The following is a 14,770-nucleotide window of genomic DNA, read 5'->3' on the forward strand; positions in this document are numbered from 1 at the left end:
CAAGGGGAGAGTGCGGGCTGAGTGTCGGGAAACGGTACCCAGGACGCACTCTGCGATTCGGCTACTCGCCGACCGTCGCCTTCTGGATCAGCAGGTTCTGGTTCGGCGGTCCTGACTGGGCGCCGGGTTTGGTCGGTGTGAAGCCGCCCGCGACGATCTTGTCCAGGACCGCCAGCCCGGACGCGTCCATGGTGCCGACGATCGAGTAGGTGAGCGGGAGGTCGGTGTCGTCGGCGAGCATGAAGAACGTCGTCGATCCGGTGGCGCCCTCGTCGTCGGGGAGATCGAGGATGCCGACGGTGCCGCGCGGGTAGGTGACCTGCGGGATGCCGTTGGTGTCGGTGCCGGCCGACGGTAGGCCCTCGGGGAGTTCGTCGGGGCTGGTCCAACCGGGGTTGGTGCCCTCCTTGCCGCCCGAAGACCCGCAGATCAGGTACTTCGCCGATGCGCGATGGCACTTGCTGCCGTCGTAGAACCCGGACCTGATCAGCGCGACCATCGCGCCGACGTTGCACGGTGCCTCGGCCCGGTTGAGGGTCATGGTGATGGTGCCCTGCGCGGCGATCGGGATCTGTGCGTCCACGGTGCCGGTGTTCGGCTGGGTCGACGCCGGTGCAGGTTGGGTGATGCCGCCGACGACCGTGCGCGTCGGGTAGTCGCACGCGACGGTGCCCGCGGGCATCGCCTGCGACGAGGTGCCCGGTTCCGGCGGATCGTCGCCACCGCCCGACAGCGCGACGACGATGCCCGTGACCGCGAGGGCGATCACCACCACGCCGACCCCGATGGCAATGGCGATGTTGCGGCCGGTCTTCGACTTGCGGGGAGGTGGGGTCGGGGTGCCGCCCCACTGGTTGGGTCCGGACAGCGACTGGGGTCCCGAGAACGACTGGGGTCCCGAGAACGACTGGGGGCCCGAGAACGACTGGGGACCGGAGTGCGACTGCGGCCCCGAGAACGACTGTGGCCCCGAAGGGGAAGGCCCCGAATGGAATTGGGGACCTGAGAATCCTTGCGGCCCGAAAGGTCCAGGGGGAGGACCATATCCACCGGCCGAACCGGGAGAGTGCTGCGGCCCGTGGACGTTGGGGCCCGAATTCAGACCGCGAACCATCGTCGGGTCGGATGCCATGGAGCCGCCCGGCGTCGGGTGGGCAGCCGGCGGTTGTGACTGCGGCGGACGCGGGGTGTGGGGCCGCGGGGTCGGGCCCGCTGGTGGAATGGGCTGGGGCACGACCGTCGGCGGGGCCTGCTCGGCCGGAGGCGTCTGCGATCGGGTTGCCGACGCCGACGGACTGCCCGACAGCGCGTCGGAGGCCGCCTGGATGAGTTCGCGCGCGCTCCGAAAACGCTGCGCGGGGTCTTTGGCGAGACCGCGTGCGATCACCGGGTCGAGGAGGCCGCCTGTCTGAGGGGGTGGCTTGGTGATGTGCGCGGTCATCAGTCCCTGGTCGGTTTTCGCCGGGAACGGGGTCTGGCCGGTGACGCACTCGTAGAGCACGCAGGCGAGGGCGTAGTTGTCCGAACCCGGGCCCGCGGGCTCGTCGCCGAACCGCTCCGGCGCCATGTAGGCCAGCGTGCCGAGTGCGGTCCCCACCTGTGTCAGGCGACTGTCGGTGGCGCCCTGCGCGATACCGAAGTCCACGAGGTAGGCGAAGTCGTCGGCGTCGACGAGGATGTTGTCGGGTTTGATGTCGCGGTGGACGAGGCCGTCGCGGTGCGCGGCGTCGAGCGCTGCCGCGACCTGGCCCAGGATGCGAACCGCCCGGTCCGGCGCGAGGGGACCGGAGTCGAGCACCTTGCGCAGATCCTGACCGTCGACGAGGCGCATGTCGATGAACAGGACGCCGTCCTTCTCGCCCCAGTCGTGGATCGGGATGACGTGCGGATCGGACAGTTTCGCCGCGGTCTTCGACTCGCGCTCGAACCGTTCGCGGAAATCGTTGTCGTGCACCAGATGTGGCGGGAGAACCTTCAGGGCGACGCGTCGTTCCTTGCCGGTGTCGTAGGCCTCGTAGACCTCGCCCATACCGCCGCGGCCGAGGAGTCTGTCGATGCGGTACGGGCCCAGCGTGGTGCCCGCTCTCGACGATGGATCGGTCACGTCATCCTCGGTTCTGCGATCGTCAGATCTCGGCCGGCGGTCGAAACCACCCTAACGACTGCCGGGCGTGTTCGTACATCGACCGGACGCGGGACCGGCGACGATCACGGCCGGTCCGCCGCGATGTCGGAGTCGGCCAGGCCCGGGCCGCGCGCGAAGTCGCGGGCCTTGGCGCCGGAGAGGACCTGCGCAGGTAGCGGATCGCTGAGGAGAGTGCGCACCAGCGTCGCCGACGCGTCGAGCGGGGCGTCGCTGCCGACGATCACGATGTTTCCGGTGCGCCGACCTTTGAACATCGCGGCGTCGGCGATGAGCAGCAGATGGTCGAAGACCGACGCGACGGTGGCGGCCTCGGCGCGCGCGCCCGCCAGATCCCGGCTGTCGCCGCAGTTCGCGAGGTACAGCCCGCCCGGCACGAGCACGTCGTGGACGGCGGAGGTGAACTCACGGGTCGTCAGATGCGCGGGCGTACGGTCGCCGGCGAAGGCGTCGCGCACGATCACCTCGCGCGTGCCCGGCTGCAGTGAGGTGACGACCTCCCGCGCGTCGCCGACCCGGATCCGCAGCTTGGGGGCGCGGGGGAGATCGAACCACTCACGCACCAGGCGGGCCAGCTCGCCGTCGACCTCGACCGCCACCTGCCGGGTATCGGGGTACTGATGGTCGAGGTAACGGGCGAGCGCGCAGGCCGCTCCGCCGAGATGGAGGACGCGCAACCGGTCCGAGGCGGGATGGCGTTCGGCGATGACGGCCGCCATCTGGCGCAGGTACTCGAAGTCGAGCACGGTCGGGTCGTCGGGATCGATGTGCGAACTGTGCGCACCGTTGACGGTCAGCAGCCAACCGCCGGCGATGGTGTCGCGCGCGAGTTCGGCGACACCGGTGTCGATGACGTGCCGACCCGGGGTCGGTTCCGCGGATGACCTGGCCACGGGTCGAGTCTGGCACGAGCGCAGTCGATACCATCGCGCGGTGCCCCTGACCCGTGAGCAGCGAAACCGATCCGCACGACGAGCCCTGTCGACCGCAGCCGGACTCGTCGTCGGCTTCCTCCTCGACGAGGCCCTGGGGGACCCGTCGACGGGGCACCCGGTCGCGGGTTTCGGACGGCTCACATCTGTGCTCGAACACCGCATGTACCGCGATTCGCGGGCTGCCGGTGCCGGTCTGGTCGCGGTGGCCGCGGGCGGCGTCGTGGGCGCGGCAGTCGCGGCATCGGCCGGGCGTCGTGCGCCGGCATCGGTGGCGCTGACGGCTGCGTCGACCTGGATCGCGCTGGGCGGGACCTCGTTGTGCCGGGTGGGCGATGCGGTCGCCGACGCCCTCGAGTCCGACGACATCGACGCGGCGCGGGCCCTGATCCCGAGTCTGTGCGGCCGTGATCCGATGTCACTCGACGAGGCCGGGATCTGTCGGGCGGCGCTCGAATCGATCGCCGAGAACACCTCCGACGCGACCGTCGGTCCGTTGTTCTGGGGTGCGGTCGCGGGCGTTCCCGGAATCCTCGGGTACCGCGCGGTCAACACCCTCGACGCGATGGTCGGGTACCGCAACGAGCGCTATCGCGACTTCGGCTGGGCGGCCGCGCGACTCGACGACGCGGCCAACATCCTCCCGGCACGACTCGCGGGCGTATTGATCGTCCTGGTCTCCGGGGCACCCAGGCGTGCCGCCGAAGCGTGGCGTCGTGACAGCCACGCGCATCCCAGTCCGAACGCCGGGGTCGTCGAAGCTGCGTTCGCGGGAGCCCTGGGGGTGCAGCTCGGGGGTCGGACGGTGTACCCGCACGGCGTCGAACAACGGCCGACGCTGGGTTCCGGGCCGGCACCGAAGCCGGCCGATCTACGCGCCGCGGTCACAGTGTCGCGGCGGGTCCAACGGGCGACGGTGGCCGCGTGCGTGGCGGGTTGTCTGCTCCGGGTCGCGGTCAGCCGCCGTAGCGCCGGCTGAGCTTGTCCCGCACGTCGCCGTCCTGACTGCGGGGGTCGGGCGTCGCATCGCGGACGTCACCGACCGTGTCCTCGGCAACGGGACCGTGACCGATGCGTCCGACGTTGTGGACCACCGTGGTGCCGCTCGCGGCGCGCAGTTCCTCACGCATCTGTCGACGGCGTTCGGCGCGGGAGGCAGCCGTACTCGGCTGTGCATCGGGTGCGGTGCCCGCGGGACGAGAAGCGGTCTCCGCGTCGGCGACGTCACCGGTCCCGCCGGTGGTTTCCGCCGCGGGAGCTGCCTTCGCGGCGGCGGCGCGGCGGCGTGACCGGATCTCGGCGATCAGGAAGTACAGCACGCCGAGCGGCGCCATGATCCCGAACGCGAGCCACTGCAACCCGTACGAGAGGTAGGGGCCGGTGTCGAGCTGGGGCAGCGGGATCTCGCCCAGGGAGCCCGGCTGGTCCGGGGACAGCTGCAGGTAGAAGTCGTCCATCGGTGTGCCGGTCGCGGTCCCGACGAGACCCGGATTGATCGACGGGACCGTCAGCACACCGTTGTCGGCGCGGGAGCCACGGTCGGCGCTGACGCTCTCCGCCGCGCGGATTCTTCCTTCGATGGTCTGTTCACCGGCAGGCGGCGCCGGGATGTCGGGCACACCGCCCTCCACCGGGCGGACGAAACCGCGGTTGATCAGGAGCACGCGATCCGAACCGGTCACCGCGAACGGCGTCAGGACCACCACGGCCGGCCGTTCCTGGATGTTGCGCAGCCGCACCAGGGCCTGCTGGTCCTGCAGGTAGCGTCCGGTCACCTCGACCCCGCGCCACTCGGCCGACGGGTCGAGGGTCGACGAGGGCGCCACCTCGGCCAGCGGCACGGTCTCGAGAGAGGTCGCGGTACGGATCAGATCGTTGCGGCGTTCGGTGTCGGAGTTCTTCCCCAGCTGCCACGGCGCAAGCATGGTGAAGCAGGCCACGGCGAACGCCACGACGACGACGCCGAGGGCAATCCACCCGGGACGCAGGATCGTTCGCAGCACATGCACGATGCCCAGGTTACTCAGCACCTGTAGCGTGATCTAATGCGTGACTTCATCTGTCTGAACTGCGGCCAGCGGCTTTCCTTCGAGAACAGCCTGTGCCTGAACTGCCAGAGCCCCCTCGGGTTCTGGCTCGAGTCCCGCTCCATTCAAGTCCTCGACGACAAGGGACGCGCCGAGGTCGACGGTGTGCTCCTCGAACGATGCGTGAACACCAAGGTCGCGCAATGCAACTGGCTGGTGAAGTGGACCGGCAACCCGGAGCTCTGCCAATCGTGCGAGCTGACACGCACGCGTCCCGGCGACGACGATCCCGAGGCGCTGGTGGTGTTCGGCCAGGCCGAGACCGCGAAGCGGCGTCTCGTCCTCGAACTCACCGAGCTCGGGCTGCCGATCGAGAATCGTGACGAGAATCCCACTACGGGTCTTGCCTTCGACCTGCTGTCCAGCGCGCAACGGAACGTCATCACCGGACACGCCAGCGGCGTCATCACCCTCGACCTCGCCGAGGGCGACGATGTCCATCGCGAGCAGATGCGCGTCGAACTCGACGAGCCGTATCGGACGGTCCTCGGACACTTCCGGCACGAGATCGGTCACTACTACCAGCTGGTCCTGATCACCGACAACCGTCGTCCGCAGTTCGAGGAGCTGTTCGGCAACCCAGACGACGACTATCAGGCCGCACTCGACCGGCACTACAAGGAGGGTGCGCCCGAGGGGTGGCGGAAGAACTACGTCTCCTCCTACGCCACGATGCACCCCGCCGAGGACTTCGCCGAGACCTTCGCGCACTACCTGCACATCCGGGACACCCTCGACACCGCCGCCGCGTTCGCGATGGCGCCGTCGGGTACGACGCTGGACAGCGTGCCGCCCGGCGACGTGGGATTCGACCGCATCATCGACGAGTGGCTCCCGCTGACGTGGGCGCTCAACCAGATCAACCGGTCGATGGGCCACCCGGACCTCTACCCGTTCGTGCTGCCGGCGCCGGTGCTCGAGAAGATCCGCTTCGTGCACAACCTGGTGGCACCGGTCGGCTGAGGCCAGTCCGGTGGGCTGGGCGTGGTCGTCAGGCCACGCCCAGCTGAATGCGCACCCAGTCGATCAGGCCGGGGACGGCGCTCTCGATCTGTTCGCGGGTGGCGACGAAGTCGTCGTTGCCGCCGTAGTAGGGGTCGAGTAGGGCGAGGTCGTCGGCGGGTGCCGACGGATCGAACGACCGCAGCAGTCGGGTCCGGTCGCCGAGCCGCTTGCGCTCGAGTTCCCGCACGTGGCCGTCGTCCATCGCCAGGAAGAGATCCGCGTCGAAGTGTTCGGGACCGAGCAGCGCCGCCACGTGGGCGTCGGAGTAACCGTGGGCCAGCAATTCGGTGCGGGCACGGTTGTCGGCCGGTTCGCCGACGTGGAAGCCCGCGATCCCGCAACTGGTGACGCGCACCTTGCCGCCCAGTCCCGCGTCGTCCAGGGCGGTCCGGAAGATGTTCTGCGCCATCGGCGACCGGCAGATGTTGCCCGTGCACACGAAACAGATGTGTAGTTCTTCTGCCACTGGTGTCCACCTCAGCTCGACGTGCCGACGCGCTCGGTGGTCCAGGGCGTCGGTCACATACCCAGGACGCCGCGCAATTCGGCTGTGGACTCAACCGCCCAGGCCGCGTCCTGTTCCTCCCCGTGCAGAGAATAACCCCATCTGACCAGGACCGCAGAGATCCCGAAGGCCGCGGCGCCGTGCACATCGTGGCTGCGATCGCCGATCATCACGACCGGCGCGGTGACGTGCCCGGTGTCGGCGTCGACGGGAAGTCCCAGTTCGGCGACCGCATGTGCGACGACGTCGGCCTTGTGGCGACGCGTGCCGTCGTCGCTGGCACCGGCGATGTACTCGAAGTGGTCGGCGAGACCGAAGTGTTCGAGGATCCTGCGCGCGGTGGTCTGGTTCTTCGACGTCGCGACCGCCATCGTGCGCCCCGACGCGGAGAGATCGGCCAGGACGTCGGGCATCCCGTCGTAGACCGCGTTCTCCCGCCAGCCGATCTCGGTGTAGCGCTCGCGGTAGGCGCGCATGGCCTCGTCGGCGACCTCGGGCGCGAGGCCCAGTTGGTTGAGGGTGTCGATCATCGGCGGCCCGACGATGCCCGCGACGACCTGCGGATCGGGCTCGGGCGCGTCGACGGCGGCGAGGGCGTGCCGGAAGCTGTTGGCGATACCCGCGAAGCTGTCGGTGATCGTGCCGTCGAGGTCGAAGAGCAGCACGGTGTCGGGATGGCGGGGATCTGGCGGCGTCAACACGCGTCCATCGTGCACGTAAGGTCAACAGACATGACAGCTGGGTATGGCGTCGCATCTTCATCCGACCTGTCCGATCCGGATCGGCACGGCGATCGGGATGCGGCACCCGGCTCGTGGACTTCGCCGTCAATGTCCGTGGCACGCCACCGCCTTTCGTCCTCGACGCCATCACGCGCGGTCTCGGTGACCTGGCCCGGTATCCGGGCCTCGATGACGAGCGGCGCGCGGTCGACGCCATCGCGGCCACCCACGGTCGCTCACCCGACGATGTGCTGCTGCTGTCCGGCGCGGCCGACGGCTTCGAGATGCTGCCGCGACTCGACGTGCGTCATGCCGCGCTCATCCAGCCGTCGTTCACCGAACCGGAGATCGCACTGCGTGCCGCGGGGGTGCCCATCACGCAGGTGACACTCGACGAGCCGTGGCGGTTGTCCGGGGCGGAGGTGCCCGACACCGCCGACCTGGTGATCCTGGGCAACCCCACCAACCCGCGTCGGTGCTGCACCCTCGGGAGTCGATCGCGGCGTTGCGGCGTCCGGGACGCATCATCGTCGTCGACGAGGCCTTCGCTGATCTCACACTCGGCGCGGACGGGGAACTCGAACCACAGTCGCTGGCATCGGCCGACTGGCCGGACCTCATCGTGATCCGCAGCGTGACAAAGACTTTCGGCCTGGCAGGGCTGCGCGCCGGATACCTGCTCGCCGCGCCGGAGATCCTCGCGCGGCTGCGGGCCGGGCGGCGGCCCTGGGCGCTGTCCACACCCGCGCTGACCGCGCTGACGGCGTGCCTCGGCGAGGCGGGCTTCCTTTACTGCGCGGAGCAGGCCCGCCGGGTCGCGGCCGAGCGCGCCGAGATGGTCGACGAACTGACCCGGATCGGGCTCGTCGTCGTGGCGGAACCGGCCGCACCATTCGTGCTCGTCGAGGTGCCGAGGGCCACGGAGGTCAAACGGCGTCTCGTCGACCACGGGTTCGCGGTGCGCAGTTGCGCCAACTTCGTCGGACTCGGCGACGACCATCTGCGGCTCGCGGTACGTCCGGTCGAGCAGGTCCGCGCGCTGACCGCGGCGATCGAGCAGGTACGAGAGGAGATGAGGGATGGGAACCGTGTCGACGTCTGAGGGGATCACCGTCGGAGACGTGGTCGACGCCGTCGAACGTGCGTATCCGCCGGCACTCGCCGAGTCCTGGGACGCCGTGGGGCTGGTGTGCGGCGACCGTGCCGAACCGGTGCGTCGGGTCCTGGCGTGCGTCGACGTGACCGACGCCGTCGTCGACGCGGCCGTCGCAGAGAAGGCGGACCTGGTGATCGCCCATCACCCGCTGCTGATGCGCGGGGTCACGTCGGTGGCCGCCGACACCCCCAAGGGCCGCATCGTGCACCGCCTGATCCGCAACGGCATCGCGCTGCTGTCGGCCCACACCAACGCCGACAGTGCACGACCGGGTGTCTCCGACGCACTCGCCGACCTGCTCGGCCTCGTCGACACCGTGCCCATCGAACCGAAATCCGCGGCGCCGCTCGACAAATGGGTGGTGATGGTGCCCGAGGGCAACGTCGAACAGGTCAGTGAGGCGATGTTCGCCGCCGGCGCCGGTGCGATCGGCGACTACCGCGACTGCTCGTGGACGGTCGTGGGCACCGGCCAGTTCGAGGCACAGGAGGACGCGACGCCGACGATCGGCGAGATCGGCACCCGCACCCACGTCGACGAGGCGCGGGTGGAGATGGTCGCCGACCGGTCCATCCGTGGGTCGGTGCTCCGGGCGCTGCGCAACGCCCACCCGTACGAGGAACCGGCGTTCGACGTCTTCGAGCTCGCCGACCTCGGCAGCGGCCTGGGTCTGGGTCGGGTCGGTTCGCTGCCCGAGCCGATGACGCTGCGTGACTTCACCGCGGTCGTCGCACGCGCACTGGGTGCGCCGTCGGGAATCCGGGCGGCCGGCGATCCGGATGCACCGGTGCGCACGGTCGCGGTCTGCGGTGGGGCGGGGGATTCGCTGCTCGGGCGCGTGCGCGGGCTCGGCGTCGACGTCTATGTGACCGGCGACCTCCGACACCATCCTGCCGACGAGAGTCTGCGCGACGGTGGGCCGGCCCTCGTCGACGCCGGACACTGGGCCACCGAATTCCCCTGGTGCGCGCAGGTTGCGGAGCTGGTCCGCAAGGACTGCGACGTGCCCGTGGTGGTGTACGACACGCCGACCGACCCGTTCGGATTGCACAGCTTCGGGTGACGCCCGGAGGGCCGCCTGACCAAAGGCCATCCGCCCGCCGGGACGCCGGGGCCAGCCGCGTACGGTAGGGGGACTTCAGAACTTCAGAGAGAGGAGGCCGCAATGAAAGTCGACGCCGGAGTGCAGCGACTGTTGCTCGATCTCGCGGACTCCGATGCCGAGATCAACCGACTCGAGCATCGCCGCAAGAACTTGCCCGAGAACGCCGAGATCGCCGAGCAGGAGAAGGCGATCGACGCTGCCCGTGACGATCTGGTGCGCGCGGAGATCTCCGCCGAGGACCTGAGCCGCGAATACCGCCGCATCGAGTCCGAGGTGACCGGGATGGCCAACCGTGAGGCCAAGGACTCCAAGCAGCTCGCCGCCGGTGGGCTCGCGCCCAAGGCGCTGTCGGAGCTGCAGCACGAACTCGCGGGACTCGGACGCCGTCGTGCGGTCTTCGAGGACGAACTGCTGACGCTCATGGAGCAGCAGGAGGCCGTCGAGGCCGAGCGCGACCGCGCCGCCGCGACGATCTCGCATCTCGAGGAGAAGGTCGCCGACGCTCGGGTTCGCCGCGATGAGTCGCTCGCGACCATCGAAGAGGACATGACGCGCGCCCGCGAGAAGCGGGACACGCTCGCCGGGGAGATCGACGCCGACCTGCTGGCCGTCTACGACAAGCAGCGCGCCAACGGCCGTATCGGCGCGGGACTCCTGCGAGCACGACGCTGCGGTGCCTGCCGGATGGAGCTCGACCGGGGCACGATCGCGTCGATCAGCGCGGCGCTGTCCGACGAGGTCATCCGCTGCGAGGAATGCGGCGCGATCCTCGTGCGGACCGCCGAATCGGGGATCTGACAACTGTGGGCGAGAGGTCGCCGTCCTGGCAGGGGCAGCGGAGTTCGCCGACCCGGTTCATCCTGCTGCGCCACGGCCAGACGGCGTTGTCGGTGGATCGTCGGTACTCCGGACGCGGTAACCCCGAGCTGACCGCGGAAGGTCTGCGCCAGGCCCGCGCGGCAGCCCAGCGGGTCGTCCGCGAGAAGCACATCTCCGCGATCGTGACCTCGCCGCTGAGCCGCGCCCGCGCCACCGCCGACGAGGTCGCCGCGGTGACCGGCGTCGACGTCGTCGAACATCCCGGACTCATCGAGAACGACTTCGGCGAGTGGGAGGGCCTGACGTTCGTCGAAGCGTCGGAACGGCATCCGGAGATCCACCGGGAATGGCTGTCGGACATCACCGTGCCCGCACCCGGTGGCGAGAGCTTCGCGCAGGTCGCCGAGCGGGTCGCGGAGACGAAAGACGATCTGCTGCAGCAGTATCCGGGGCAGACGGTCGTGCTCGTCTCGCACGTCACCCCGATCAAGCTGATGCTGCGTGAAGCGCTGGGCGTCGGGCCGGAGCTGTTGTTCCGCCTCCACCTCGACCTGGCGTCGGTCTCGATCGCCGAGTTCTTCCCCGACGGTGGTTCCGTCGTGCGTCTGGTCAACGACGCCGTGCACTGGCACTGACGGCCCTTGACGCCGTCGGATGATCGGCGGTCGCACGGCCTGCCGTACCCTGGGTTCCGCGAACGAGTCGGCCGGGCGGCCGCGGTGAGCGGAACGGGCGGAAGACCGTCACGCCGCGCACCGAGGAAAGTCCGGACTCCACAGAGCAGGGTGGTTGCTAACGGCAACCCGGGGTGACCCGCGGGACAGTGCCACAGAGAACAGACCGCCGGCCGCAAGGTCGGTAAGGGTGAAACGGTGCGGTAAGAGCGCACCAGCGGCGCGGGTGACCGCGTCGGCTCGGCAAACCCCACCCGGAGCAAGGCCGAAGCACGCACCTCACGGTGCGTGTGCGCGGGCGTTACGAGGGCTGCTCGCCCCAGCCCGCGGGTGGGCCGCTCGAGGTACCCGGCGACGGTGTGCCCAGATGGATGGTCGCCGCCCGCGACGGTCGAGAGACCTCGCGGGCACAGGATCCGGCTTACGCGCCGACTCGTTCGCCTCCGGGTATCGCGCTCCCGGATAGGTCGCGTTCACGCGCGCTAGGGTTCGAGACGTGACGCGCTTCCTCTTCGCCCCTGACATCGACTTCGCCGGTATCCGCGATCAGCTCGGGGTGGACGAGTCCTACGGCGACGACGCGCTGGCCGAGGCGCGCGACTCCGTCGACCGCTTCGCGGATGCGCGCGAGGACCACACCGGCGTCCCGTTCGTCACCATCGACCCGCCGACGTCGCGCGATCTCGACCAGGCCGTCCATCTCGCCGCCGACGGTGACGGGTTCATCGTCGACTACGCCATCGCCGACGTCGCGGCCCTGGTGATCCCCGAAGGCGCACTCGATCAGGAGAGCCGACGCCGCGGGTCCACCGTGTACTTCCCGGACGGCTCGGTACCGCTGCATCCGCGCGAACTGTCGGAGGGCAGCGGATCACTTCTGCCCGAACAAGTTCGGCCCTGCGTGCTCTGGACGATCCGGGTCTCGGGGGACGGGACGGTCGCCGATGTCCAGGTGCGGCGCTCGCGGATTCGGTCCGTCGCCCGCTTCGACTACGCGGGGGTCAGCGCCGACGCCGCGGCCGGCCGACTGCATCCGTCGATCGCGGCGTTGCCGGCGTTCGGTGAGCTGCGGCAGAGCGTCGCGATGGATCGCGGGGCCGTCGAACTCGATCTGCCGGACCAGCAGGTGTCCCGCACCGAGGCGGGCTGGCGGCTGGACCTCGAACCCCATACCCCGGCCGACATGTGGAACTCCCAGCTCTCGCTGCTCGCCGGGATGTGCGCGGGCACGATCATGGCCGAGGCGGGCATCGGACTGCTGCGGACGCTGCCGCCCGCCGATCCCGAAGCGGTCGAGGATCTGCGCGCCGCCGCGAAAGCGCTCGGCGTCGAATGGCCGGACGGCTTGGCGGTGGGTCGATTCCTGGCGGGCCTGCCCGGCGACCGGCCGAGCACGCTCGCCATCCAGTCGGCCGCGAGCGGTCTGATGCGGGGCGCCAACTATCTCGCGCTCGACGGTTCCGACGAGGCGCGTGCCATCCCGGATGACAAGAAGCAGCACGCCGCCATCGCCGGTCTCTACGCCCACGTCACCGCGCCGCTGCGCCGCCTCGGCGACCGGTTCGCGACCGAGGTGTGCCTCGCGGTCACCGCGGGCCGGGAGGTACCCGACTGGGTGATGCGCGCCCTGCCGACCCTGCCCAAGATCCTGCGCTCCGCCGACACCCTCGGCGCGACCGCCGACCGGGCCGGCATCGATCTCGCCGAGGCCGTCATCCTCGCCGACCGCGTCGGCGAACGCTTTGACGCAGTGGTGATGTCGGCGGCCACCGAACGCAAACCCGCCCAGGTGTTCATCGCCGACCCGCCGGTCGTCGCGGGCTGCGAGGGTGACCTGCGTCCGGGGACCCGGCTCGAGGTCGAACTGGCGGCCGCGGACGAGGTCACGCGGACGGTGGGGTTCCGACCCGCGTAGCCACACTTCCCGCGGGAGCGTTTACCGCGCGCGTGACCGTTTCCCTCCCGCGGGTGCTAGCCAATAAGCGGGAAGTAATCAGTCCCGCGGGAGAAAAATGCTTGCGCGGGAGGTGATCTCACCAGGCCATCGTGGCTCGTCGCTTGCGCTCCTCGCACCTCAGGCAGCGGGGGCGGGGCGGGTCAGAGGTCCTTGGCGGCCTTGCGGTACTCGGCGACGGCGCGGTAGGCATCGGCTTCGAGGCGGGCGTCGAGCGACCGACGATGAACATGTCGGCGGCACCGAGCTTCCCGTCGGCGACGATGGTCGCGAGGTGGTCGCGGTTGATGCGGATGTCGTTGAAGTCGCCGAGGGCGGACTGGATCTTCTTGGCGACCGCGCCGACCTCGCGGTACTTCTTCTTGTTGAGCGGCTCCGTCGCATCGATGCTGTAGCGCAACCGCTTTGCGCGTTTGCGGATCTTGTGCAGTTGCTCCTGCCACTCGGCCGAGCCCTCGGTGAGGTCGGCGAGATCGGCCTGTGCCTTGCGGATGTGCTTGCGGCTCTTGGCGACCGCCTTGTCGACGACGACGGTCGCGGGGAGTTCGGCGTCGGGTCCGGGCGGGGGAGAGGCGATGAGGGCGTCGACGGAGTCGAGGAGGGCGAAGTAGCGCTTCGACGACATCGCGGCGTGCGCGGCGCGGATCGCCCGATCATGGATCTGGGTCTCGGCGCCGGCGAGCGCGGCGAGCAGTTCCGCGGAGGCGTTCTCGCCGCGGAGCAGGGACTTGTCGAGTTCGAGCTGCACCTCGGAATCCCGTGCGTCACCGAGAATCCGGGCGAGGAGCTTGAGTTCGGCGCCGACGTGGGCGGTGCGCTCGGCGTCGAGCACCGTGGGGTAGCCGGACAGCACGCTGCGGAGTCGGCGGCAGGACACCCGCATCTGATGCACCGCGTCGTCGGCGTCCTCCCGCACGAGCGGGTCGTAGGCGATCAGGCTGTTGCGGTGCAGGGCGATGTCGGTGATGACGAGCTCGAGCGCGGTGGGGCGCTTCGACAGTCGGGGTTTGTGGACGGTCGGCGTCGAACCGATGGCACGAGCCAACTTCGAAGCACTCGACGCCGGTCGGGCGCCCCCGGCGCGCAGGACCTTGTCGGCGGCCTTGAGCAGCTTGGTGGTGCCGCCGGAGAGGAGTTCGAACTCCCACTCCGCCCACTGCTGGGAATGCCGCCCGGCAGCAACGACTGCGCGGTCACCAGGTCCTCGGCGAGTTCGGCGAGCGGCTCGTCGTCGACGCCGAGCAGGCGCGTCACCGTGCGCGTGGTGGAGATGACGGCGACGGGGGTGAGCCTGCGGCAGCGGGTCAGTGCGAGGACCGGCGTCACCAGGGCCTCGGGGACGTCACCGTCGGCGGGCGCCTCGTCGAAGCCGATCTGGAGTTCGCGACGCGCGCCGGGGATGTCGGTGGGGCGCTTGAGATGCCAGCCCTGATCGGTGCCGCCGGTGCGGCGTCGCATGGTGATCCTGTTGCCGGCGAGATCGAGGTTCTCGGTGTCGAAATAGGTGGCGTCGAGCGAGAACGTCTCGGGTTCGGTCGCGGACACGACTCCGGGGAGCGCCCGCAGGTCCGGGGCCATGTGGCCGGGGTCCACGTCGAACTTGAGTTCCACCTCGACCTGCTCGGATGCGGCCACCTGATCCTCCTGACGCCGACGACACGGTGCAGC

At 69.9% G+C, this 14,770-nt stretch carries 11 protein-coding genes, 1 other RNA gene and 2 pseudogenes; 8 read left to right on the forward strand and 6 right to left on the reverse strand.

What is annotated here, in order from left to right; all coding sequences use genetic code 11:
- Positions 1–61: 61 nt before the first annotated feature.
- Both BJF87_RS23915 and BJF87_RS23920 read right to left on the reverse strand, forming a co-directional pair.
- Positions 62–2,104 carry a protein kinase domain-containing protein gene (locus tag BJF87_RS23915; protein WP_006356792.1) on the reverse strand — a complete coding sequence of 681 codons (2,043 nt, stop codon included), beginning with the start codon at positions 2,102–2,104 and terminating at the stop codon, positions 62–64.
- Positions 2,105–2,208: 104 nt separating this feature from the next.
- On the reverse strand, positions 2,209–3,036 hold the full coding sequence (locus BJF87_RS23920; protein WP_006356793.1) for a spermidine synthase: 828 nt from the start codon (positions 3,034–3,036) through the stop codon (positions 2,209–2,211).
- Positions 3,037–3,076: 40 nt separating this feature from the next.
- On the opposite strand from BJF87_RS23920, the gene BJF87_RS23925 reads away from it, so the two are divergent.
- Entirely contained in the window at positions 3,077–4,054 is a 978-nt protein-coding gene (locus tag BJF87_RS23925; protein ID WP_006356794.1) for a cobalamin biosynthesis protein, read from the forward strand.
- On the opposite strand, the gene BJF87_RS23930 is transcribed toward BJF87_RS23925, so the two are convergent.
- A complete protein-coding gene (locus BJF87_RS23930; RefSeq protein WP_231498957.1) occupies positions 4,032–5,084 on the reverse strand; it encodes an SURF1 family protein in 1,053 nt (350 codons plus the stop codon). The two genes, BJF87_RS23925 and BJF87_RS23930, sit on opposite strands and share 23 nt — an antisense overlap.
- A gap of 36 nt (positions 5,085–5,120) precedes the next feature.
- On the opposite strand from BJF87_RS23930, the gene BJF87_RS23935 reads away from it, so the two are divergent.
- Entirely contained in the window at positions 5,121–6,125 is a 1,005-nt protein-coding gene (locus BJF87_RS23935; protein ID WP_006356796.1) for a putative zinc-binding metallopeptidase, read from the forward strand.
- A 28-nt stretch (positions 6,126–6,153) separates the two neighbouring features.
- Here the strand turns inward: BJF87_RS23935 and BJF87_RS23940 are convergent, their stop codons facing one another.
- Positions 6,154–6,633, reverse strand: coding sequence for a low molecular weight protein-tyrosine-phosphatase (locus tag BJF87_RS23940; RefSeq protein WP_040003889.1), 480 nt, complete (start codon positions 6,631–6,633; stop codon positions 6,154–6,156).
- 53 nt (positions 6,634–6,686) lie between these two features.
- Positions 6,687–7,373, reverse strand: coding sequence for an HAD-IA family hydrolase (locus BJF87_RS23945; RefSeq protein WP_006356798.1), 687 nt, complete (start codon positions 7,371–7,373; stop codon positions 6,687–6,689).
- 30 nt (positions 7,374–7,403) lie between these two features.
- Between BJF87_RS23945 and cobC the strand changes: the two are divergent.
- From cobC to BJF87_RS23975, 6 genes and pseudogenes are all read left to right on the forward strand, one after another.
- Positions 7,404–8,496, forward strand: a pseudogene (cobC, locus tag BJF87_RS23950) (Rv2231c family pyridoxal phosphate-dependent protein CobC).
- Positions 8,474–9,613 (forward strand): Nif3-like dinuclear metal center hexameric protein, encoded by a 1,140-nt coding sequence (locus tag BJF87_RS23955; RefSeq protein ID WP_006356800.1) that lies wholly within the window; start codon positions 8,474–8,476, stop codon positions 9,611–9,613. Before cobC ends, BJF87_RS23955 begins: the two are co-directional and overlap by 23 nt.
- Before the next feature lie 102 nt (positions 9,614–9,715).
- Positions 9,716–10,453 carry a zinc ribbon domain-containing protein gene (locus BJF87_RS23960; RefSeq protein WP_035752722.1) on the forward strand — a complete coding sequence of 246 codons (738 nt, stop codon included), beginning with the start codon at positions 9,716–9,718 and terminating at the stop codon, positions 10,451–10,453.
- A gap of 5 nt (positions 10,454–10,458) precedes the next feature.
- Positions 10,459–11,109: a histidine phosphatase family protein gene (locus tag BJF87_RS23965; protein WP_075864045.1), complete on the forward strand. Its 651-nt coding sequence runs from the start codon at positions 10,459–10,461 to the stop codon at positions 11,107–11,109.
- 63 nt (positions 11,110–11,172) lie between these two features.
- Positions 11,173–11,588: RNase P RNA component class A (gene rnpB / locus BJF87_RS23970), an RNA gene on the forward strand.
- Positions 11,589–11,644: 56 nt separating this feature from the next.
- Positions 11,645–13,063 (forward strand): RNB domain-containing ribonuclease, encoded by a 1,419-nt coding sequence (locus BJF87_RS23975; protein WP_075864046.1) that lies wholly within the window; start codon positions 11,645–11,647, stop codon positions 13,061–13,063.
- A gap of 182 nt (positions 13,064–13,245) precedes the next feature.
- On the opposite strand, the pseudogene BJF87_RS23980 reads toward BJF87_RS23975, so the two are convergent.
- Positions 13,246–14,737, reverse strand: a pseudogene (locus BJF87_RS23980) (CHAD domain-containing protein).
- Positions 14,738–14,770: the final 33 nt, after the last annotated feature.

The sequence above is a fragment of the Gordonia sp. CNJ-863 genome, assembly GCF_001942325.1.
Taxonomy (GTDB): Bacteria; Actinomycetota; Actinomycetes; order Mycobacteriales; family Mycobacteriaceae; genus Gordonia; species Gordonia alkanivorans.

Excerpts from the sequence above, each read along its gene's own strand:
- BJF87_RS23955 (WP_006356800.1), top strand. The coding sequence starts at position 8,474 with ATGGGAACCGTGTCGACGTCTGAGGGGATCACCGTCGGAGACGTGGTC.
- BJF87_RS23935 (WP_006356796.1), top strand. The coding sequence starts at position 5,121 with ATGCGTGACTTCATCTGTCTGAACTGCGGCCAGCGGCTTTCCTTCGAG.
- BJF87_RS23960 (WP_035752722.1), top strand. The coding sequence starts at position 9,716 with ATGAAAGTCGACGCCGGAGTGCAGCGACTGTTGCTCGATCTCGCGGAC.